The 22,279-nt window shown below is 72.3% G+C and carries 17 protein-coding genes; 11 read left to right on the top strand and 6 right to left on the bottom strand.

The features are described 5' to 3' along the window. The first annotated feature begins 69 nt into the window (after nucleotides 1-69). Nucleotides 70-2,073, top strand: coding sequence for a SpoIIE family protein phosphatase (locus PV682_RS14265; RefSeq protein ID WP_319729589.1), 2,004 nt, complete (start codon nucleotides 70-72; stop codon nucleotides 2,071-2,073). A 51-nt stretch (nucleotides 2,074-2,124) separates the two neighbouring features. On the opposite strand, the gene PV682_RS14260 is transcribed toward PV682_RS14265, so the two are convergent. Further along, entirely contained in the window at nucleotides 2,125-3,516 is a 1,392-nt protein-coding gene (locus PV682_RS14260; RefSeq protein WP_319729424.1) for a S1 family peptidase, read from the bottom strand. Nucleotides 3,517-4,235: 719 nt separating this feature from the next. Between PV682_RS14260 and PV682_RS14255 the strand changes: the two genes are divergently transcribed. The 7 genes from PV682_RS14255 (at nucleotide 4,236) to PV682_RS14225 (ending at nucleotide 11,792) form a co-directional block, all read left to right on the top strand. Next, nucleotides 4,236-4,442 (top strand): hypothetical protein, encoded by a 207-nt coding sequence (locus PV682_RS14255; RefSeq protein ID WP_055718680.1) that lies wholly within the window; start codon nucleotides 4,236-4,238, stop codon nucleotides 4,440-4,442. A gap of 99 nt (nucleotides 4,443-4,541) precedes the next feature. Continuing rightward, nucleotides 4,542-5,348 (top strand): HlyD family efflux transporter periplasmic adaptor subunit, encoded by an 807-nt coding sequence (locus PV682_RS14250; RefSeq protein ID WP_319729421.1) that lies wholly within the window; start codon nucleotides 4,542-4,544, stop codon nucleotides 5,346-5,348. Between the two features lie 5 nt (nucleotides 5,349-5,353). Then, nucleotides 5,354-7,504, top strand: coding sequence for an NHLP family bacteriocin export ABC transporter peptidase/permease/ATPase subunit (locus PV682_RS14245; protein WP_407705668.1), 2,151 nt, complete (start codon nucleotides 5,354-5,356; stop codon nucleotides 7,502-7,504). Continuing rightward, nucleotides 7,501-10,311: an NHLP bacteriocin export ABC transporter permease/ATPase subunit gene (locus PV682_RS14240; protein WP_319729416.1), complete on the top strand. Its 2,811-nt coding sequence runs from the start codon at nucleotides 7,501-7,503 to the stop codon at nucleotides 10,309-10,311. Before PV682_RS14245 ends, PV682_RS14240 begins: the two co-directional genes overlap by 4 nt. A gap of 256 nt (nucleotides 10,312-10,567) precedes the next feature. Next, nucleotides 10,568-11,047: a hypothetical protein gene (locus PV682_RS14235; protein WP_319729414.1), complete on the top strand. Its 480-nt coding sequence runs from the start codon at nucleotides 10,568-10,570 to the stop codon at nucleotides 11,045-11,047. Nucleotides 11,048-11,049: 2 nt separating this feature from the next. Further along, entirely contained in the window at nucleotides 11,050-11,340 is a 291-nt protein-coding gene (locus tag PV682_RS14230) for a hypothetical protein (RefSeq protein WP_319729411.1), read from the top strand. A 95-nt stretch (nucleotides 11,341-11,435) separates the two neighbouring features. Next, nucleotides 11,436-11,792 (top strand): STAS domain-containing protein, encoded by a 357-nt coding sequence (locus PV682_RS14225; RefSeq protein ID WP_319729408.1) that lies wholly within the window; start codon nucleotides 11,436-11,438, stop codon nucleotides 11,790-11,792. 286 nt (nucleotides 11,793-12,078) lie between these two features. On the opposite strand, the gene PV682_RS14220 is transcribed toward PV682_RS14225, so the two are convergent. Next, on the bottom strand, nucleotides 12,079-12,513 hold the full coding sequence (locus PV682_RS14220; protein WP_319729406.1) for a subtilase-type protease inhibitor: 435 nt from the start codon (nucleotides 12,511-12,513) through the stop codon (nucleotides 12,079-12,081). A gap of 407 nt (nucleotides 12,514-12,920) precedes the next feature. Between PV682_RS14220 and PV682_RS14215 the strand changes: the two genes are divergently transcribed. From PV682_RS14215 to PV682_RS14205, 3 genes are read left to right on the top strand one after another with little or no spacing between them, the layout of a single operon-like run. After that, entirely contained in the window at nucleotides 12,921-14,501 is a 1,581-nt protein-coding gene (locus tag PV682_RS14215) for a purine-cytosine permease family protein (RefSeq protein ID WP_319729404.1), read from the top strand. Continuing rightward, nucleotides 14,498-15,175, top strand: coding sequence for an alpha/beta fold hydrolase (locus PV682_RS14210; protein ID WP_319729402.1), 678 nt, complete (start codon nucleotides 14,498-14,500; stop codon nucleotides 15,173-15,175). Before PV682_RS14215 ends, PV682_RS14210 begins: the two co-directional genes overlap by 4 nt. A 9-nt stretch (nucleotides 15,176-15,184) precedes the next feature. Next, entirely contained in the window at nucleotides 15,185-16,354 is a 1,170-nt protein-coding gene (locus PV682_RS14205; RefSeq protein WP_319729400.1) for a lactate 2-monooxygenase, read from the top strand. Between the two features lie 336 nt (nucleotides 16,355-16,690). Here PV682_RS14205 and PV682_RS14200 read toward each other — a convergent pair whose 3' ends face one another. From PV682_RS14200 to PV682_RS14185, 4 genes are all read right to left on the bottom strand, one after another. Next, entirely contained in the window at nucleotides 16,691-18,919 is a 2,229-nt protein-coding gene (locus PV682_RS14200; RefSeq protein WP_319729398.1) for an RICIN domain-containing protein, read from the bottom strand. 291 nt (nucleotides 18,920-19,210) lie between these two features. Then, nucleotides 19,211-19,588, bottom strand: coding sequence for a toxin Doc (locus PV682_RS14195; protein WP_319729395.1), 378 nt, complete (start codon nucleotides 19,586-19,588; stop codon nucleotides 19,211-19,213). Beyond that, the gene (locus PV682_RS14190) at nucleotides 19,585-19,836 is read right to left on the bottom strand and encodes a hypothetical protein (RefSeq protein WP_040836760.1); all 252 of its coding nucleotides are present in this window, start codon (nucleotides 19,834-19,836) and stop codon (nucleotides 19,585-19,587) included. Before PV682_RS14190 ends, PV682_RS14195 begins: the two co-directional genes overlap by 4 nt. 103 nt (nucleotides 19,837-19,939) lie before the next feature. Beyond that, nucleotides 19,940-22,183, bottom strand: a complete 2,244-nt coding sequence (locus PV682_RS14185) for a glycoside hydrolase family 9 protein (RefSeq protein WP_319729390.1) — start codon at nucleotides 22,181-22,183, stop codon at nucleotides 19,940-19,942. Between the last annotated feature and the right edge of the window lie 96 nt (nucleotides 22,184-22,279).

The raw sequence follows: 22,279 nt of genomic DNA, 5'->3' as shown, positions 1-22,279 counted from the left end.
GGCGAGGAGGTGGTCGTGGTGGAGGTGCCGCCGGCCGCGGGGCCGCCGCTGTCGCAGGGGCTGACCTCGATGATGGACGCCGTGGGCGCCCTCTCGGGGGCCGTGTACCTGCTGTCGGAGGAGGAGCCCGTCCTGGAGATGGCGGTGATGGCGGGGCTGCCCCGCGCCTTCGCCGCGCCCTGGGAGCGGGTCGGGCTGAGCGCGCCCCTGCCGGTCGCCGAGGCGGTGCGCGACCGGCGGCTCGTGTGGGTGGGCGGCGAGGAGGAGATGGCCCGCCGCTTCCCTCGGATCGCGGTCGTCCTGCCGTACCCCTTCGCGCTCGCGGCCCTGCCGGTGGCGACCCCGTCGACGGTGTACGGCGCGGTCTTCGTGACCTGGCCCGGCGGGCGCCCCGCCGAGCTGTCCGAGGAGGAGCGCCGCCGGCTCACCGGCGGCTGCTGGCGGCTCGCGCTGCGCCTGGAGCGGGCGGACGCGGTCGGCGCGGAGCGGGACGTCGTCGAGGTGGGGACGGATACGGCGCCGGAGGCCGCGCGGCTGGTGGCCCGGCTGCCGTACGGCCTGTGCTCGCTGGACCTGCACGGGCGCGTCGACTTCGCGAACGCCGCCGCCGCGCGGCTGCTCGGCGTGCCGGTCGCCCGGCTGACGGGGACCCGGCTGTGGGCGTCGGTGCCGTGGCTGGACGACCCGGGGTACGAGGAGCGGTACCGGGCCGCGCTGATCGGCCAGATCCCGACGTCGTTCGTGGCGCTGAAGCCGCCCTCGGAGTGGCTGTCGTTCCGGCTGTACCCGGGGACGGACGGGCTGAGCGTACGGATCGGGCGGGCGCGGGCCGAGGCCGCGGCGCCGCGCGCGGAGTCCCCTCCGCTGGTCACGCTCTCGCAGGCGCTGAGCCTGTCGGGCGCGCTGACGGAGACGGTGAGCGTCGCCGACGTCGTACGGCTCGTCGCGCGGGAGATCTCGCCGGCCGTGGGGTGTCAGGCGCTCGTGCTGCTGGGGTCGCAGGCGGGGCGGCTGCACGTGCTGGGGCAGCACGGGTATCCGGACCCGGCGACCGTGGAGCGCTGGGACGGCCTCCCGCTCACCGACCGCACGCCCGGCACGCACGCGCTGGCGACCGGCCTGCCCGCGTTCTTCGCGTCCCGGCGGCAGCTCGAACACCTCTACCCGGACCGGCACGCGACCCCGGACGGCTTCGCGGCCTGGGCCTACCTGCCGCTGATCGCCTCCGGCCGCCCGGTCGGCGCGTGCGTCCTCGCGTACGCCGAGCCGCACGACTTCCCGACCCACGAGCGGGCCGTCCTCACGAGCCTGGCGGGGCTGATCGCGCAGGCCCTGGACCGGGCGCTGCTGTACGACGCGAAGAACCGGCTCGCGCACGGCTTGCAGGCCGCGCTCCTGCCCCATTCGCTGCCGGAGCTGCCGGGGCTGTGCGCGACCGCCCGGTATCTGCCGGCGACCCGGGGCATGGAGATCGGCGGCGACTTCTACGACCTGGTGCCCTCCAAGCCGTACGCGGCGGCCGTCATCGGGGACGTGCAGGGGCACAACGTGACGGCGGCGGGGCTGATGGGGCAGCTCAGGACGGCCGTACGGGCGTTCACGACCGTGGGGCAGGAGCCCGGTGAGGTGATGCGGGGGACCAACCGGCTGCTGCTGGATCTCGGGGCCGAACTGTTCGCGAGCTGCCTGTATCTGCGGCTCGATCCCGGGCGGGGGCGGGTCGTGATGGCGCGGGCGGGGCATCCGCCGCCGTTGCTGCGCAGGGCGGACGGGCGGGTGCGGGTGCTCGATCTCGCCGGGGGGCCGCTGCTCGGGATCGACGCGGGGGCCGTCTATCCGACGACCGAGGTGGCGCTGGAACCGGGGGCGGTGCTGGCGCTGTACACCGACGGGCTGGTGGAGGTGCCGGGGGTGGACATCGAGGAGGGGGTGGCGTCGCTGGCGCGGCGGCTGGGTGAGCATGGGGGGCGGTCGTTGGAGGAGGTGGCGGATGCGCTGGTGGGGAGGTATGCGGCGGCTGAGGATCGGTTGGACGATGTGGCGTTGCTGTTGTTGCGGGCGGAGGAGACGTGAAGAGTCCGGCCCTCCAGGGGGGAGAGGGCCGGACTCCGGGTCAGCGGTGGGTCAGTTGCTCTGGCCGCTGTGCTGGTTCTGCTTCTGGTTGTTGTTCTGGTTCTGGTTGTTGTCGACGCCCTGGTCGTTGTTCTGGTTGTCGTTCAGGCCGTCGCCGCCTTCGAGGCCGTTGCCAGCCTCCTGACCGGCGCCGTTTCCGGCCTCCTGACCAGCGCCGTTGTCGCCGACGCCGTTGCCCGCGTCCTGGCCGTTGCCGGCCTCCTGGCCCGCGCCGGCGTTGCCCGCCTGGTCGCCGGCCCCGGCGCCCGCGCCCGCGCCGTTGAGGGTCGCGCCCGTCGCCGCGAGGGCCGTCGTCACCGGCTGGAAGAAGGTCTCGCCGCCGACCGTGCAGTCACCGGCGCCGCCGGAGGTGAGGCCGATCGCGCTGCCGTCCTGGGTGAAGAGGGAGCCGCCGCTGTCGCCGGGCTCGGCGCAGACGTTGGTCTGGATGAGGCCGGTGACGGTGCCCTCGGGGTAGTTGACGGTGGCGTCGAGGCCGAGGATCTGGCCGTCGTTGAGGCCGGTCGTCGAGCCCATCCGGAAGACCTGCGTGCCGACGGTCGCGTCCGCGGCCTGGAGGATCTGGACGTTCTGCCCGCCGCCGATGTTGACGTCGCTCGGCGCCTGCGTGTTCGCGTCGTCGTACTTGACGAGCGCGAAGTCGCCCTCGCCGGGGAAGGTCGCCTGGTCGACGGTGGCGATCGGCTGGCCGTTCGCGGAGTCGGACCACTGCTCCTCGGCGACACCGCAGTGCCCGGCGGTGAGGAAGGCGGGCGAGCCGTCGCCGGCGGTGACGTTGAAGCCGGCCGAACAGCGGGCGCCGCCACCGAAGATGGCGTCACCGCCCGAGAGGAACGTCTTGAAGGTCCCGGCGGACTTCTTGACGGTGGCGACGTCCGAGCCGAGCGCGTTGACGGTCGATTCGAGCCGGTTCCACCTGGAGCCGGTGACCGTGGAGTCGGCGGTGACGAGAACCTTGTTCGTTCTGGGGTCGACGGCCCACGACGTACCGGGGATGGTCGCCCGCGCCTTGAGGGTCTGTGCGGCCGACTCCAGCTTCGCCGTGCTGTTGGCGACCTCGCGGACCTTCGCGCCGGCCTTCTGCGCCTGCTCGACGACGTCGTTCTGCTCGCCGGAGGCGTTCACGACGTTGACGACCAGCTGGTTGGCGTCGGAGTCGTAGTACGAGCCGGCGAACGCGTCGCCGAGCATCTTCGAGAGCTGGGAGGCGAGGGAGGAGACGTCGCCGGAGGACTTCAGCGTCTTCGGCGCGACGGAGGAGGCGTTCGTGTCACCGTCCTGCGAAGCGTTCGCGTTGGGCAGCAGGAGTGCCGCCGCTCCGAGCGCGGCCACACCTCCGACGGCTATCGCTGCCTTGCGCTTCGGGATTCGCTTGTGACTCACGTTCTTCGACCTCCTGAGGGGACGGGGTCTGTGCTGCCTCGTCGGCAGCTCCGTACAGCGGCGCCTTGGTTGGCCATGAGTACGCGGGTCTCCGGGAGGGCGTTCAAACCTGTTTCCCGTTTCTTTGCGAACGGCCGGGCGGCAGCGGGTAATCGGCCAACCCCCCATATGCCGCTGACCGGCACCGAAAGCGACAGAACCGGTCCGGGCAACTCGCCCACCACAAGAGGAAGGACGCCCTCCCGTGCATCCGCACCGGTCACGCCGGTTGTCTCAATCCCGCCGGTCCTGGCGGGAATCCCCGCCACCGGACCCCTCCGTGACCGGCCGATGACTTTCCGCCGACAATTCGCGGCCGAATCCCCGGCTCAAGGAATCTGCACATCGATTGCTCATCGGAGGCACCTCGGTCGCACTTCCCGCACAACTCGGCAAACGCGTCGCAACGTTTGACTCGGGAGTGCCGGATTCGCCTCGACAGCGCACCGCGCTCATCCGAGCGATCAAGTGCCTTCATGTGAAGAACTCGGCGGCGCGCTGTGGAAGCGCCTGCACGCTTCCGCACGGATCGGCCGTCAACTGCCCTCGGGTGACGGGGGATTGATTGGAAGCCCGGGTGCGGGACTGCTTTGATCCAGTCGTCCCCCCGAGGGGGCCCGCTCCTCCGGCCTACGGAGGTCACCCCCTCAAGCACATCCATCAGGAAGGGAAGTTCCATCATGGACTCCATCCAGACCGTTGAGATCTCCGACGCCGAGCTCGACAACGTCTCCGGCGGCCTGACCCTCAACGCGCTGGGCACCGTCACCGACCTGGTCGACGGCATCGCCCCGGTCTCCGGCGTCGTCAACACCGCCGTGAGCACGGTCGAGGGTGTCACCGGCCTGAGCGTGGCCCCGGTCACCAACCTGGTCGCCGGTCTCTGATCGACGCCTCACAGTCGCTGAGCTCCGGAGCCGTGACCCGGCTCCGGGGCTCTTCGCTGCTTTCCGCACCGTGCTGACCGCCCGTCCCGTGAAGGTCGTATGCAGTTCCGCCAACAGGCCCTGAGCAAGCTCCAGTCGCCGGAGGACCTCGACCTGCCGGTGCGTTTCGCGCGTCCGCAGGGCTGGCTGGTGCTGGCGGTGACGGTCACCGCGCTGGCCGCCGGGTCCGTGTGGGCGGTGACCGGTTCGGTCGCCTCCACGGTGAGCGCGCCCGCCGTCCTCACCCACGGCGAGGGCAGCTACATCCTCCAGAGCCCGGCCGCCGGGCAGGTCACCGCCGTCCTCGCGAAGGAAGGCCAACGGCTCGGCGCGAACGCCCCGTTGCTCCAGGTGCGGACGGCCCAGGGCGATGCGGTGGTCCGCACGGTCGCCGCCGGACGCGTCACCGCGCTCGCCGCGACGATCGGCCAGATCATCTCGACCGGCGCGAACGTCGCCGCGATCGAGAAGGTCGCGAAGCCCGACGACCCGCTGTACGCGACCGTCTACGTCCCCGCGCAGAACGCGGCCACGATCCCCGAGAACGCCGCCGTCGACCTCACCATCCAGACGGTCCCCACCCAGCAGTACGGCGTGCTGCGCGGCCATGTGAAGTCGGTGGACCGGGCGGCCCAGTCGGCGCAGCAGATCGCCGCGTTCCTCGGTGACCAGCAGCTCGGCGAGCAGTTCACGAGCAAGGGACGGCCGGTCGCGGTGCTCGTCCAGCTCGACAAGTCCGCGCGGACGAAGAGCGGTTACCGCTGGTCGTCGGCCGAGGGGCCGCCGTACGGGCTCGACTCCATGACGCTGGCCAGCGGTTCGATCAAGCTGGCCGAACAGCGGCCCGTCGACTGGCTGTTGCCGTGAGCGCCGTGAAGACGGTCCGTACGCCGACCGTGCTCCAGATGGAGGCCGTCGAGTGCGGGGCCGCCTCCCTTTCGATGGTCCTCGCGCACCACGGCCGGCATGTCCCGCTGGAGGAGCTGCGCATCGCGTGCGGCGTCTCGCGGGACGGCTCGCGCGCGAGCAACCTCCTGAAGGCGGCCCGCAGTTACGGCTTCACCGCCAAGGGCATGCAGATGGACCTGGCGGCCCTGGAGGGCGTGCAGACCCCGGCGATCCTGTTCTGGGAGTTCAACCACTACGTCGTCTACGACGGCATGGGCCGCCGCTTCGGCCGGCGCGGCGTCTTCATCAACGACCCCGCCAAGGGGCGCCGGTTCGTCCCGATGGAGGACTTCGACGGCAGCTTCACGGGTGTCGTCCTGGTCCTGGAACCCGGCGAGAAGTTCGAGCGCGGTGGACGCAAGGCGGGCGTGCTCGGCGCGATGCCGGCCCGGCTGCGCGGTACGGCGGGTACGCTCCCGGCGGCCGTCCTCGCGAGCCTGCTGCTGGTCCTGGTCGGCGCGGCGACACCCGCGCTGAGCCGCCAGTACATCGACATGTTCCTCATCGGCGGCCAGACCTCGCTGCTGGGCGTCCTGTTCACGTCCATGGCGGCCTGCGTCCTGCTGACGGTCGCGCTGACCTGGCTCCAGCAGGCCAACCTCCACCACGGCCGCATCATCTCCTCGACCCTCTCCAGCGCCCGCTTCCTGCGCCACCTGCTGCGGCTGCCGGTGACGTTCTTCTCCCAGCGCAGCCCGGCCGACCTGGTGCAGCGCCTCCAGTCGAACGACGCGGTCGCCGAGACCCTGGCCCGCGACCTCGCCTCGGCGGGCGTGGACGCGGTGGTGGTCGTCCTGTACGCGATCCTCCTCTATACCTACGACCCCCAACTCACCTTCGTGGGCGTGGGGGTGGCGCTGTTGAACATCGTCGCGATGCGTGTCGTGATCAAGCTCCGCGCGACCCGTACGGCCAAACTCCGCGCGGACAACGCCCGGTTGACCAACACCGCTTACACCGGGCTCCAGTTGATCGAGACGATGAAGGCGACCGGCGGCGAGGACGGCTACTTCCGCAAGTGGGCCGGGCAGCACGCGACGACGCTGGAGGAGCAGCAGCGGCTCGGCGTCCCGAGCGCCTGGCTCGGTGTGGTCGCGCCGACGCTCGCGACCCTCAACAGCGCGCTCATCCTGTGGATCGGCGGGATGCGGGCGATCGAGGGGCACATCTCGGTGGGCCTGCTGGTCGCCTTCCAGGCGCTGGTGGCCCGCTTCACGGCCCCGCTGACCCGCCTGAACGGCGTCGCGGGCCGCATCCAGGACTTCGCGGCGGACGTGGCCCGGCTGAAGGACGTGGAGAACTTCCGCGCCGACCCGCTGTACGACCGTCCCGGCGGCGCCGACTCGACGCGGCGGCTGCGCGGGCACGTCGAGCTCCAGAACATCACCTTCGGCTACAGCCCTCTCGACAAGCCGCTGCTGTCCGGTTTCGACCTCACCGTCGGCCCGGGCCAGCAGGTCGCGCTGGTCGGCGGCTCCGGGAGCGGCAAGTCGACGGTGTCCCGCCTGATCTCGGGCCTCTACACGCCTTGGGAGGGCGTGATCCGCATCGACGGGCAGCGCCTGGACGACATCCCGCGCGGCGCGCTCGCCGCGTCGGTGTCCTTCGTCGACCAGGAGGTGTTCCTCTTCGAGGGGTCGGTCCGCGACAACGTGGCGCTGTGGGACCCGTCGATCACGGACGAGGCGGTGACCGAGGCGCTGCGGGACGCGGCCCTGTACGACGTGGTGACGCGCAGGCCGGGCGGCATCCAGAGCAAGGTGGAGCAGGACGGCCGGAACTTCTCCGGCGGGCAGCGGCAACGCCTGGAGATCGCGCGGGCGTTGGTGCGCAGGCCGAGCGTCCTGGTCCTCGACGAGGTGACCAGCGCGCTCGACGCGGAGACCGAGCTGGTCGTCATGGACAACCTGCGGCGGCGCGGCTGCGCCTGCGTGGTGATCGCGCACCGGCTCAGCACGGTCCGCGACAGCGACGAGATCGTCGTCCTCCAGCACGGCACGATCGTGGAGCGCGGACGGCACGAGGAGCTGGTGGCGCGCGGCGGCGCGTACGCGGCGCTGGTGAGGGAGCGGTGACGGCGGTGGATGACGGCGACCTGGTCCTCGGGGCGCTCGGGCAGTCGGGCACCCGCTTCGACTGCGCGGGCTCCGCGCGGCTCGACCTGGAGGGGCCGCAGGTGCTGTGGCTCGTCGCGTCGGGCGCGCTCGACCTGTTCGCGGTGGACGCGGGGCAGGAGGGGCACTGGCACCACCTCGGCCGCCTGGAGACGGGTTCGCTGCTGCTGGGCCCGGTGTCGGGGGCGCAGCACACGCTGGTGGCGCGGCCGGTGCGCGACTGCGTCGTCCACCGGATCGGGCTGCGCGAGCTGTACCAGCCGGTCGCGCAGGAGGTGTGGTCGTACGACGAGTACGGCAATCCGCAGTACGCCCCGCTGACGACCAGCCCTCTGGAGTACGCCCTCTCCCTGGGCGTCGGCCGCAGCCTCTCCATCCTCTTCCAGGCCCCGATGGGAGCCGCCGAGGTCATGGACGAGGACGTGTTCTGGATGCAGGTGCCGCCCGGCAGCGTCCAGTACGGCGCCCTCTACGGCCAGGAAGCCGCCGCCGACCTCCTCATGGACCCGGCCGTCTGGCAGAGCATGGTCGACCAGCAGTACCGGCTCCTCACCACCCTCGACCGCTGGATCGAGCAGCTCGAACGCACCCACGAGACGCGTGCCGCCGCCGGGATCAAGGCCGGTGAGGCGGTCCGCGTCCAGGCCGACCGGACCCTGCTCGCGTCCATCAGGAAGCCCTCGGCGTCCCGGCGTTCGACGTCCGCCGACGCGGATGCCACGTTCGCGGCGTGCAAGCTGGTCGCCCAGGCCGCCGGGATCGCGCTGACCGAGCCGGCGCGGATGGGCGCCGTCAACGACCGGCTCGACCCGGTCGAACAGGTCGCCCTCGCCTCCCGCGTGCGCGTACGGGCCGTGCGGCTCGACGGGCGCTGGTGGCGGGACGACGTAGGTCCTCTCGTCGGGCACCGCGCGCTGTCCGGGGCGCCGGTCGCGCTGCTGTGGCGGCGTGGGGGGTATGTCGCCGTGCATCCCGGGACCGGGCGGGAGACGCCGGTCGAGAAGGCGAACGCGAGCGAGTTCGAGCCGCGCGCGGTGATGTTCTACCGGCCGCTGCCCGACCGTCCGATGGGTCCGCTGGGTCTGCTGCGGTTCAGCATGCGCGGGACCCGGGGCGACCTCTCGCTGCTCCTGCTGAGCGGGCTGGTGACGGTGGCGATCGGGGCGCTGGTGCCGATCGCGACCGGCAAGGTGCTCGGGGAGTTCGTGCCGCGCGCGCAGGAGGGGCTGATCGTCCAGGTGTGCCTGGCCGTCATGCTCAGCAGTGTCGTGGCCGCCGCGTTCATCCTGTTGCAGAACCTGACGATCCTGCGCCTTGAGGGGCGGATCGAGTCGACGCTCCAACCCGCCGTGTGGGACCGCCTGTTGCGGCTGCCGACGAAGTTCTTCTCCTCCCGCTCCACGGGTGAACTGGCCAGTGCCGCCATGGGGATCAGCGCGATCCGGCGGCTGATGGCCGGTCTCGGGCCGTCCGTCGCGCAGTCGTTGACGGTCGGCGCGATGAACCTCGGGCTGCTGCTGTGGTACAGCGTGCCGATGGCGATGGCCGCGATCGGGATGCTCGTCGCCATCGGCGCGGTCTTCCTCGGGCTCGGGCTGTGGCAGGTGCGGTGGCAGCGGCGGCTGGTCGTCCTGTCCAACAAGCTCAACAACCAGGCGTTCCAGACGCTCCGAGGGCTGCCGAAGCTGCGTGTCGCCGCCGCCGAGAACTACGCGTACGCCGCCTGGGCGTCCGAGTTCGCCCGCAGCCGTGAACTCCAGCACCGGCTGGGGCGGATCAAGAACCTCAACGCCGTGCTCGGCGCGGTGTATCTGCCGGTGTGCACGCTGCTGATGTTCATGCTGCTCGCGGGGCCGGCGCGCGGGAGCATGTCCGCGTCCGACTTCCTCACCTTCAACACGTCGGTGACGATGCTGCTGACCTCGGTGACGTCCCTGACCGGGGCGTTCGTCTCCGGCGTCGCCGCGCTGCCGCTGTTCGAGGAGATCCGGCCCGTGCTGGAGGCGACGCCGGAGGTGCGGGGTGCGGCGACCCGGCCGGGTCCGCTGACCGGGGCGATCGAGGCTCGCCGGCTGTCCTTCCGGTACTCCGACGACGGGCCGCTCGTCCTCGACGACGTGTCCTTCGAGGTGCGCCCGGGTGAGTTCGTGGCGGTCGTGGGGCCCAGCGGGTGCGGCAAGTCGACTCTGCTGCGGCTGCTGATCGGCTTCGACCGGCCCGTGTCCGGGAGTGTCCTCTACGACGGGCAGGACCTCTCCGCGCTGGACCAGTCCGCCGTCCGGCGGCAGTGCGGGGTGGTCCTCCAGCACGCCCAGCCGTTCAGCGGGTCCATCCTCGACGTCATCTGCGGGACCGAGTCGTACACGCCGGAGGAGGCGATGGCCGCCGCCGAACTCGCCGGGCTCGCGGACGACATCAAGCGGATGCCGATGGGGCTGCACACCATCGTCTCCGGCGCGGGTGCCATCTCCGGGGGGCAGCGGCAGCGGCTGATGATCGCCCAGGCCCTGATCCGCCGGCCCCGCATCCTCTTCTTCGACGAGGCGACCAGCGCGCTGGACAACGAGACGCAGCGGGTGGTCATCGAGTCGACCCGGAAGCTGAACGCCACGCGGGTGGTGATCGCGCATCGGCTGTCGACCGTGATGGACGCGGACCGGGTGGTGGTCATGGAGAACGGGAAGGTCGCGGAAGTGGGGGCGCCCGGGGAGCTGCTGGCGGATGCCGGGGGGCGGTTGCGCGAGTTGGTGCGGAGGCAGATGGCGTAGGGGGTGCTGAAGACGGCTCGGCTCAATGGGTGTTGACCCCCATAGTCGATCGCGCCACGGCCGGGGCACGATGGTCCGGTAGGGCGACGGGGGCCCGGCATTCCGTGTTGCCCCAGGTCAGGGCGCGTCCCAGGGAGATGCGTCCGGTGGGTTCGGACGGGGGGCGGGTGCGTGAGGTGGGCCGGCTCTCGTATCTCGACTCGGTGGAACTGTCGCCCCGTCCCGCCCGCTTCTGACGCCGATCCCAGGGAAGCCGATGCCCCAGAACAGGCCCACGCGCCGAGGTGGACCGCGCCTCAAGGACTTCCTGTTGGTGGGGGCACCGCTGGCGGCGGGCTTCCTCCTGGTCTCCAACCCCTGGGTGCGGCTGGGGTTCGTCCCCGTGGCCGTCATGGCGGGTGCGGCCCTGGGCAGCGCCCGCGCGCCGAAGCCGGACTGCCCGACCCCGTCCGGCACGTTCTACGAGTTCGACGCGGAGAAGCTCTCGCGGTGGTGCGATTCCGCCCAGCTCCGGGCCGCGGCCCCGCATGTCCGGCACCTGCTGGTCCTGAGGACCACGAAAGAGGCCACGGTGAAGTGCCTTCTGCTGATCGAGTCGGACACGAACTCGGCATTACTGGAGTTCGCGGCGCCGGTCCCCGCGGTCGCCGCGCTGCGCAAGGCGGCGGAGGAGGACCAGCAGCCCTTGATGCGGCGCTTCGCCAAGGCCCGCCTCCTCCCCGCGTCCCCGGACTGACCATGCCCCGTCTCCTCAAGGCCGTCACCGCCACGGCGGCCCTCGCGACAGCGGCCCTGCTCCTCCTGACGCTGGCGGCCCGGGTGCCGCCCGGAGCACCTCTGGGCAGCGTCCTGCGCGCGGCAGTGGGCGTCCTGCTGGCCAACCTCGCGCTCGGCTGGGCCCTGTACGTCAAACGCCTCTTCGGACCCACCCGGAACACCTCACGTACACCGGCACAACGAACACAGCCCCGGCGCAGTTCCCCACGGTCCCAGTCAATCCCGGGAGCGGAAATTCACCAGGTCGAGTGAACTAGATCTTGCGGGGTGCCGTGAAGGGATGGTTCGCGGTGGTGCGGGGTAGCTTCCGGGACCGGAGCGAGCCCCCTGCCGAGGTGGAACAGGACATGACGCCACCGGCCAATCCGCACGCGCGGACCAGGTCCAGCGGCCGGTTCACCGTCGTCGAGGTGACCGGGGAGATCGACATCGCGACCGCGGGCCTGCTGGCGGAGCATCTGGACGCGGCGAGCAGGAGGGAGACGCCGGATGTGCTCGTGGACCTGCGGCGGGTGGAGTTCTTCGACTGCTCGGGCCTGCGCGCGCTGTGCCGCGCGGAGGAGCGGGCGCGGCGCGGCGGCGGCCGGCTGCGGCTGGTCGTCGAGGGGGGTGCCGTACGGCGGCTGCTGGTGGCCGCGCGGCTGACGGACCGTTTCCCGCCACTGGCGGAGATCCCCGGTGAGGAACCGGGGTTCGAGGATTGACCCTCGGGGCCCGGGAGTCGACCCTCAAGGGGTGAACCCCGGGAACCGGCGGCGGCCCCACCCCGCCTTTCCGGTCCCCGGGGTCCCAGGAGTCACAGGCCCTCCCGTGTCCAGGACTCGCACTCCCCAGTCACGAGCCTCTCGTGGCGTCCACAGGGACCCCGCGACTCCGGTCTCGGCGAGCGGCCCGCGCTGAACGCGGTCCGCCCACGATTCGGCCCGCCCAGTGGGCGGTTCGCTCAGAACGCGGCTCGCTCGGAGGGCGGCGCGTGCGGAGCGTGGCCGTCTAGAACGCGTACACGCTGCTCGCGCCCGCGTTCTTGACGCACTCGTTGGCGAACGTCCGCTCGTAGGCGACGCGCCGGCCCTGCCAGACGCCGTCGACGGTGACGACGACCGGGTCGTACTGCTTGGTGCAGGGTCCGCTCGCCCGCATCGCGAGGGCCTCGAAGTCGCCGTCGGCGGCGCGGAGTTCGGCGCAGGCGCGGGCGGCGGCCGGGTGGGTCCCGGAGGCGGTGGGCGCGCAGTTCAGGGTGACGGCGCGGGCCGGTGTCGTACCGGCGGCGCGTTCGCCGTGCCCGACGGTCAGCACGAGGGCCGACGGCGCGTACAGGGAGGCCTGGCCTGCGGACGGGGCTGCGGGTGCGGACCCGGTGAGGGGCCCGCACACGGTGACGGCCGCGAGGCCGCCGATCACTGCCCAGCGCGCGGTGTTCCGCATCGTGTGCTTCCTTCCGCTCGGTTGGAGTCTGTGCCGCCGGTCACCGGGTGGGTGCCGCTCGGCGGACGCCACTCTGCCGGGTCCGGCGCCGGACTTCACATCGACCCCACAGATTTCAGTAACCTTGCGTATTCAATCAGTGGCGTGAAGCGACAGGATTCGAACGCGAGAACGCCGCAGGCAAGCGCTTCATGATCCTCTTCCCGGCCCGGATGGCTGGTTCTCGTACGTTCGGCAATCGACCTGAAACATTCCCTTCACATACTCCGGGCCGAGCAATGGTCGAACCATCCACTTCCCCCCGCCAGTTGTAGACGAATCAACCTCTGGCAGGCGCCCGCGCGCGAGCCGTACGGTCACCGCACCCCCTCAGAACCAGCCTCCGCCGCCGCCCCGTTGGAGTCCCCATGACGTCCCCTGAGTCATCATCAGCGCAGCCGCCGTCCCTGACCGAGGTGGAGCCCTACGGCGTGGAGCGCATCCCCGACGCCGACCGCACCGCGCGCCCGCTGGACCTGTTCCGGCTGGCGTTCGGCGGCGCCAACACGTTCTCCACCTGCGTGCTGGGCGCGTTCCCGGTCCTCTTCGGCCTCTCCTTCTGGCAGGGCCTCGCGGCGACGCTCCTGGGGGTCCTCGTCGGCGCCCTGATCCTGTGCCCGATGGCCGTGTTCGGCCCGGCCAACGGCACGAACAACGCGGTCTCCTCCTCCGCGCACCTGGGCGTGCACGGCAGGATCGTCGGCTCGTTCCTCTCGCTGCTGACGGCCGTCGCGTTCTTCTCGATCTCCGTGTGGAGCAGCGGCGACGCCCTGGTGGGCGGCGCGCACCGGCTGCTGGACCTCCCGCGCGGGGACGCGTCGTACGCCGTCGCGTACGCGCTGTTCGCCGGTCTGGTGCTCACCGTGTGCGTGTACGGCTTCCGGTTCATGCTGTTCGTCAACAAGGTCGCCGTGCCGACCGCGACCGTCCTGTTCCTGGTCGGCGTGGTCGCGTTCGCCGGGGATTTCGACCCCTCGTACGCGGGCGCGTTCGCCTCGACGTCCGACGCGGCGTTCTGGCCCGCGTTCATCGGCGCCGCGCTGATCGTGCTGTCGAACCCGGTGTCGTTCGGGGCGTTCCTCGGGGACTGGTCGCGCTACATCCCGGCGGACACGCCGCGCCGCCGGGTGGTGGGCGCGGCGTTCCTGTCGCAGCTCGCGACACTGTTGCCGTTCGGGTTCGGCCTCGGCACGGCCAGCATCATCGCCGCGCAGGCGCCCGCGTACGTCGACCCGGCGGCCCCGGACTTCGTCGGCGGCCTGCTGGCGATCTCCCCGGGCTGGTTCTTCCTGCCGGTGTGCCTGCTCGCGCTGATCGGCGGCATGGCGACGGGTACGACGGCCCTGTACGGCACCGGCCTGGACTTCTCGTCGGTGTTCCCGCGCCTGAGCCGGGTGCAGGCGACGTTGCTGGTCGGCGGGCTCGCCATCGCGTTCATCTTCGTGGGCCGGTTCGCGCTGGACGTCGTGCAGTCGATCTCGACGTTCGCGACGATGATCGTGACGTGCACGACACCGTGGATGGTCGTCATGATGCTGGGCTTCTGGACGCGGCGCGGCTGGTACGACGCGGACGCCCTCCAGGTCTTCAACCGGCGTCAGCGCGGCGGGCGTTACTGGTTCGCGCACGGCTGGAACTGGCGCGGTATGACCGCCTGGTGGGTGGCGGCGCTGGTCGGCGTGCTGTTCACGAACATCCCCGGCCAGTTCGTCGGCCCGCTCGGCGACCTGGCGAACGGCGTCGACATCAGCCTGCCGCTGTCGCTGGTCGTCGCGGCGGTGCTGTTCCTGTCGCTGCTGCGGATCTTCCCCGAGCCGCGCGCGGCGTACGGGCCTGGGGGCGCGCGGTTCGCGAAGACCGTGGACGTGCCCGTGCCGCCGATCACCGGGAACGGCGTTCTGCCTGGTCAGGACGGATTGTCAGACCCGTCGGCTACCTTGCGGGCATGACGGAATTCGTGTTGGTGGCGGGGGCTTGGCTCGGGGCGTGGGCGTGGGACGAGGTGGCGGCGGAGCTGCCGTCGGCCCATCCGCTCACGCTGTCGGGGCTCGCGGAGAAGCGGGACCTGCCTGCGGGGCAGCAGACGCATGTGCGGGACATCGTCGAGGAGATCGAGCGGCTCGACCTGCGGGACGTGGTGCTCGTGGGGCACAGCTACTCGGGCGTGCCGGTGGGGCAGGCCGCCGAGCGGATCGGGGAGCGGCTGCGGCGGGTGGTGTTCGTCGACGCGAACGTGCCGGTGGACGGGCAGGGGGACTTGGACGGCTGGGACAGCGACTGGGTGCGGGAGGCCCTCGCGGCGCACGGCGGGTGGTGGCCGCCGCCGCCCGTCGAGCAGTTCGTGGAGCTGGGCCTGACACCCGAGCAGGCGGCCCGGATCGTCGCGGGCGCGACCCCGCACCCGGGCGCCACCCTCACCGAACCGGCCGCCCTCACCGGCACACTGCCCGACCTGCCGGCGACGTACATCAAGTGTCTCCTCGACGGCGAGGAACCCCTCCCGGCGGTCACGGAGTTGCTCAAGAATCCGTCCTGGGACCTGATCCGTATGGACAGCGGGCACTGGCCGATGTTCTCTCAGCCTCGTGAACTCGCCCGCCTTCTGCGGGAGATCGCGGAGTAAGGGAGCGACATGGGGCAGCACGCGGCGGACTTCCAGTACGAGATCTACCTCAACGGCCTGACCGGCGCGGTGCCCCGGCTGCCCACCGATCTCACGGCGCTGGAGGAGATGGCCGAGCGGCGCCTCGGCCCCGGCCCGGTCGGGTACGTCGCGGGCAGCGCCGGGGACGGCAGTACGGCGCGCGCGAACCGGGCGGCCCTGGAGCGGCGCCGGATCGTGCCGCGCATGCTGCGGGACGTCGCCGAGCGGGACCTGTCCGTCGAGGTGCTGGGGCGTACGCTGCGCGCGCCGCTGGCGCTGGCTCCCATCGGGGTGCTGTCGATCCTGCACCCCGGCGCGGAACCGGCGGCGGCGCGGGCCGCTGCCGCGCAGGGCGTGCCGTACGTGCTGTCGTCGGCGTCCAGCACGCCGATGGAGGAGGTCGCCGCCGCGATGGGGGACGCCGAGCGGTGGTTCCAGCTGTACTGGTCCAAGGACCGCGAGGTGACCCGGAGTTTCCTGAGCCGGGCGCGGGCCGCCGGGTTCTCCGTCCTCGTCGTCACGCTGGACACGCCGCTGCTCGCGTGGCGCCCGCGCGATCTGGACCAGGCGTATCTGCCGTTCCTGCACGGGATGGGCACGGCCAACCACTTCACCGACCCGGCGTTCCTGTCGGGCCTCGCGAAGCCACCCCAGGAAGACCTGAACTCGGCCGTCCTGCGCTTCGTGAGCCTCTTCGCCGACCCCGGCAAGACCTGGCCCGACCTCGCCTTCCTCCGCGAGAACTGGCCCGGCCCCATCGTCCTCAAGGGCATCCTCCACCCCGACGACGCCCGCCTCGCCGCCGACGCCGGAATGGACGGAGTCGTGGTCTCCAACCACGGCGGACGCCAGGTCGCCGGTTCCGTCGCGGCTGCGGACGCGCTCCCCCGGATCGCCGAAGCGGTCGGCGACCGCCTGACAGTCCTGTTCGACAGCGGCGTGCGGACCGGGCCGGACATGTTCAAGGCCCTCGCCCTCGGAGCGCGAGCGGTACTGCTGGGCCGCCCGTACGCATACGGCCTCGGCCTCGACGGACAACCCGGCGTCGAGCACGTGATCCGGTCCCTGCTGGCCGAGTTCGACCTCACGCTGGCGTTGTCGGGGCACGCGGGGGTGGGGACGGTCGGGGCGGACGCGCTGGAGGAGGCGCCGATGTGACAGGGTGTGCGCCCGGCGCGAGGGCCGTGGGAGTCGGCCGCTCAGGGAGCCGTCGGGCCGAGCAGTGCCGCTCGGCCCACCGGCCACCGGTACGGGCCGCGCGATCCGGGTCGAGGCACCACACCGGCGGGGGGACAGGCTCGGGCGGGCCCATCCCGCAGGAGTGGGCCGCTCGGAGAGTGGCCACGGCGGACGACGCAGCTCGCACCACCGGCCACCGATGCGGGTGGGGCACTGCCCGGGCGGGCGCACGCCGTGCGGTGGTGTGGGCGGCTCGGGTGGATGCGCCTCGGCGTGCGGGGCTGTCCGAGCCGCCCGGTATCCGGTGCTCGGTTCTCAGACCTGCCGCGGTGACGGGCCGGGGGAGCCGTTCACCGAGAAGGAGCTCGGGGTCGGGCGGGGGGCATCCGTCAGCCAGCGCTGGGACGGGGAGCCGTCGCGGACCTTGACGACGACGTTCGCGCCGGGGTCGTCGCCCACGGCCGCCAGCGGGAGGCGTTCGTCCCAGCGGGGCAGCAACTCGCCCTGGACGGTGAGGTCGTAGCGGACGTCGTCGGCGCGGGGGCTGTCCGCGTCCGCGCAGGTGTTGGCGATGACGACCCCGGCGTCCGCGTGCGAGTCCACGCACAGGGCGGGCTCGGCGACGCTGCGCAGGAGGCCGTCGTCCTCGTACGACCACTGCTGGGCCCAGTTGGAGGAGCACACCTCCAGCGCGAGGGCCGTACCCGCGCGGGCGCCGACCGGGGCCTCCAGGCACAGGTCAGCGCCGGCGTTGCGCAGCCGCGTCTGGTGGGGCCCGCCGGGCATGCCGACGCTGCCCTGCGTGCCCTGCGAGGGCGCGGGCGACAGGGAGTCGGCCCCGGGCAGGGTGCCCCCGCCACTGGCGCTGGTGGACGAGGCCGGGTCGGACCCCTCGTCGGACCACATCCCGGCGGCGAGGAACGTCGTCAGCACCCCCGCGGAAGCGATCCCGACCCCGGCGATGAGCGCCCGGGGCGCCCCCCTCCCGAACCGCCGCACAGCACGCCGGGTCCCCTGCGCCCCCCGAACCCCCCGCACCCGAGCCCGCCCAGCGGCCCGCCGTGACCGGGGCCGCCCACCGGAACCGTCATGATCACCCGCCTCGAAGGGGACCTCACCGTCGGGGTCAGGGAAGGACGGCACCCCGCCCCCGTACTCGAAGGCGGCTTCCGAACGGCCGCCCCCAGCACCGGCCTCGTGGCCCCCGACCCCGCCGAACTCGCCGTCGGCGCCAGGGAACCCCGCCTCGGAACTCCGCCGCGATCCCCCTCCGGGCGCACCACTCGGCATCACCCCACCGGGCTCGGCGAACGCCCGCCCGCCCCCGCCCGGCACCACGCCGCCGGGACCGCCGAACACCTGACCGCCCCCACCCGCCACCACACCGTCGGGACCGCCAAACGTCTGGCCGCCCCCGCCCGCCACCACACCGCCAGGACCGCCGAACACCTGACCGCCCTCACCCGCCACCACTCCGTCGGGATCGGGAAACGCCCCCTCACCCCCAACCGGCATCCCCTCCGCCCCGGCCCCGGCAACGCCTCGCCCCCGCCGTCCCGGTCGCCCGTGGCGCCGTACACCGCCGCCGAGCACCCCCACACCCTGCGCGCCGCCCGGCGGAATGTCGCCCGGGAGCACCTCGGCGGCACCCTGTGTGCCGCCCCCGCTCCCCCGCGCCCCGAACAGCCGCCCCAGGCCGGTCTCCTCCCGGCGTGCAGGCGACGGCATCCGGTCGAGGAGCCTCCGACCCGCCCCCCGCTTGACCGCTCCCCGCAACCGCACCGGCTCCTCGCGCCCCCGGTCCGGCCGGGAGTCGTGGTAGCGCCGGGCCCCCCACCCCAGCACCGCCTCCGCGAGCATGAGCCCCACCCACCCGGCGCCCTGGGCGAGTTGCTCGGCGGCGGACCGGCAGTAGCGGCAGGCGTCGAGGTGGCGGCGGACGTCCGGCAGCAGGTCGCCCCCGCGGCGCAGCGGCACGTCCAGGAGCCGGTTGTAGAAGCGGCACTCCTTGCTCGGCGCCAGCTCCCGGTGTGCGCGGACGATGCCCTCGCGGAGCTTGTCGCGGGCGCCCTCGAGGGCGGCGGCGGCCGTGGACGTGTCGACGCCGAGCAGCGCGGCGGGGACGCTGACCGGCTCGCCCTCGACCTCGACGTGCCACAGGAGGCACCGTTCGGTCGCCGGAAGCGCGTGGTAGGCGTACTCCGCGAGGACGCGGTTGTCCGGCGTCATCCCCTTCGCCGCCCGCATCCCGCGCGCCCCGGCGGGCTTGCGCAGTTCGGGCAGGACGGCGGACACGCGCTCGGCGGCGGCCCACAGCCGGACGGTCTCACGGACGGCGAGCAGCAGCCGGGGCCGCAGATCGGTCCCGGTCTCGCCGAGCTTGAGCCGGTCGAAGACCTGGTGGAAGGCGTTCCCGGTGGCCATCGACGCGACCTGCCCGCCCCCGGCGAGACAGATCACCGCGTAGTCGTGGACGGGTCTCCAGTGCCGCGCGATCAGCAGCGCGGTGGCCTCGGCGACCTCGCCGTCCGTCCCGCTCCGCACGCCCGCCGCGAGCGCGTCGTCGGACTCTCCGGGGTCCCCGCCGGGCGGCGGATACGGGGGGACGCGGCGGGTAGGCGGAGGGCACTGGGCTGATCCTTCGGTGCGGAACGGTGCGACCGGCCGGACCTCGGCGCACGGTAGTTCACCATTGCACAACTTACTCGTGCACAACAAGGCAAGAGGAACGGCGTCCGCCGGTTCGGGAGAACCTCAACTCCGCCCGGAGGAACGGGATTTCAACACACTGTTGAAATCGGAACCACCCGGAGTCCCGCTCGGCACCGGCTCAGGTCATATCTGCCACGACCGCAGCCGGTCCGCCGCCCCGTACGCGTCCGCCTTCCCGGACATCAGGTCCCGGGCGAGATCCACTAACGCCCCGTACGGCGGATCGATCCCGGCGCCGCTGACGTACATGTACGACACGGCCGTCGCGCAGGCGAACCGCGCGTTGGCGGCGGGGAGCGGTTTGAGGACGGCGAGCGTGTGCAGCAGGGCCGCCGCGCGCCACGCCGGGTCCGAGTCGACACCGAGGCGCGGCGGGTCGACGCGGTGCCGGGCGACGGCGGCGACGAGCGCGGAGAAGTCGTCGACGGTCGGCTGGTCCGGGAGGACCTCCTCGTGGCGCTGGAGCAGCCACGGTACGTCGATATGGATGACGGTCGTCACCTGCGGACCGACCTGCCCCTCGCCCGGGCGGGGCTCTCGTCGTCGGGGAAGGCCGCCGCGAATTCGTCGGCGTGGGCGGCGAAGAACGTCCGGAACGCCGCCGCACCTTCCTGGAGCGCCCGGTGCCGGGCGATGTCCGCCGCTGCGGCCTCGCGGACGAGCGCCTTCATCGACGTCCCGCGCTCCTTGGCGATCTGCCGCAGGTCCTCCAGCTCGCGTTCGCTGAACTCCACATTGAGGGCTGGCATACCCCTCACGGTACCGCTCGGGTACTTACCCGTAAATATCCCCAGGTCACCTAGGTGCCCGAGCGGTACCGGAGGCGTACAGACGTTCTTACCCCGGGGGCCTCTACCCCTGGTCGGCGACGAAGGACGCGAGCCGGGTCAGCGCCGCGTTCCAGTTGACGGCCGTCTCGTTCGTCGACCAGGACTGGATGTCGTCGATGTAGCAGAACTGGCCGACGCAGCCCTGGAGTTTGCTCTGCGCGTACGGGTCCTGGATCGACGAGTTGGGACCGCCGGCGAGCGTCCCGGCGGGCGGCGACGGCAGCTTCGGGTCGAGTTGGTTGGCGTACCAGCGGCTGTGCTGCCGGTGTGCGTTGGCCTCGCCGTAGCCGGTGACGTACGACATGTTCAGCGCGTTGCGGCCGAGCACGTAGTCCATGCTCTGCACGGCCCCGTCGCGGTACTTGGAGGCGCCGGTGATGTCGTACGCGCTCGCGACGACGACGGCGTTGTTGATCACCTGGTGCGCGGAGCCCCAGTCGTACATGTTGTTGTTGGGCGCGTACGGCATGCCGTACGACTGGCCCGCGAGGGTGGCGAGGTAGCCGTCCGCGCCCTTCACGACGGACGCGCGGACCTTGTCGCGGCCGGGGAGCTTGCTGGGGACGAGGGCGAGGTCGAGGCGTCCGGCGGCGGCCGTGCCGCCCCAGTCGAAGCTGACGGGGCCGAAGACGTCGGCCGTGTGGAGCGGGGAGCCCAGGACGGAGTCCGCGAACTGCTTCTCGCCGGTGGTGAGATACAGCTCGGCGGCGGCCCAGTAGAACTCGTCGGTGACGTTGTTGTCGCTGTAGGCGCCGCCGCCCGTGCCGTCGTTGGGGTCGGCGTACATCGCCGGGTGGGCCTGCGCGGCCGTCCACGCCTTGCGGGCGGCGGTCAGGGCCTTCGCGGCGAACGCCTTGTCGTACGGCTTGTAGAGGCGGGCCGCCTGGGCTGCCGCCGCCGCGAGGTTGAGGGTGGCGGCGGTGGACGGCGGGTGCAGTTCACGCTTCTGCGGGTCGTCGCTCGGCAGCAGCGGGAGGCCGGTCCAGTTCTCGTCGTGGATCTTGTGGTGGGCCATCCCGGCGAGCGGCTGCCCGTCCGGGACCTGCATCTTCAGCAGGAAGTCCAGTTGCCAGCGCGCCTCGTCGAGGACGTCGGGGACCTTGTTGCCGCTCTCGGGGAGCGCGAGCTGCCCGTCGCCGAGGCGGGCCGGCGTGCCGGTGCGGGCGTGGAGGGAACGCTCGTAGGTGCTGAGCACCTCCCACACCGAAATGCCGCCGTTCACCACGTACTTGCCGTGGTCCCCGGCGTCGTACCAGCCGCCGCTGACGTCCAGCGTGTAGTCGCAGACGCCGGGCTGGCAGGGTACGGAGATGTCGCCCTGGTTGGGCGCGGTGCCGACATGTCCGGCCGCCCTGCCGTAGCCGGGGCGCAGGTCGTCGCGGATCGGTATGCCGCTGCGCTGCGTGTAGTAGTACTTCACGGCGTCGCGGCTGAGCTTCTCGTAGGCGGCCTTCCCGATGTCGAACGGGCGGCTGGTCTCCCCGTCGGCGGTGAGCGTGTAGCCGGTGCCGGGCTTGCGGTAGGCGCCGAAGTCGACGGTGTGGACGTTCTGCGCGGAGGAGACGTCGGTGCCGCGCGGTACGGTCCAGCCGTGCGCGACCGTCTTCCCGGCCGCGTTCTTCAGCTGCCACGGCAGCCGGGTCGTCGCGTCCGTCACGAGGGTCGCGTTCTTGGGCCCGGCGGGCAGGTAGGCGACCTGGTTGACGCGCACGCGCGGGCCGGTGTCCGGCTCGTACACCTCCGGCGGCACCCCGCCGAGCAGCGACACGTCGTCCACGCAGAACCGCCAGGGGTCCGCGCTGCCGCCGACCTGGAAGGCGACCTGCGCCTGCGCGGTGTCGACGGGCGAGGTGAAGGTGTAGGAGTACGAGCCGTCGGCCTCGGTCAGGACCGGGCTCGCCTCCTGCCAGGTGTCGTACGGGGAGACGGCGAGGCCGACGATCGCGCGGACCACGTGCCCCTCGGGGACGCCGGACGCCTTGAAGGAGAAGCGGTAGGTCTCGCCCTTGACGAGGGCGATGTCGTTCTGGCCGATCCCGGAGTCCCAGCGGTTGACGGTGCCGCCGGGGACGTCGGCGCACAGGCGTCCGTCGGCGGGGACGGTGGTGACGTTGCTGGTCCACCAGGGGGCGGTGCCGTTGTCGAAGCCGCCGTTCTTGACCTGCTCGACCTCGTCGGCTCCGGCGGGCGCGGCGGGCAGCGCGACCAGAGCGCCGCCGAGCAGGGCGGCCAGGGTCAGCAGGCTCGTTCTGCGTCGTCGTTTCACGTCATGGCTCCTCGGAGAGACGCCCTCCACGGAATGGGAGCGCTCCCATATTGCGGACGGGCCGCCCATGCTTGTTGCCCTCACGTCACTGCGTCA

The organism is Streptomyces niveiscabiei, assembly GCF_033794345.1.
GTDB classification, from domain to species: domain Bacteria; phylum Actinomycetota; class Actinomycetes; order Streptomycetales; family Streptomycetaceae; genus Streptomyces; species Streptomyces niveiscabiei.
This window is presented reverse-complemented; position numbering and strand designations above follow the sequence as displayed.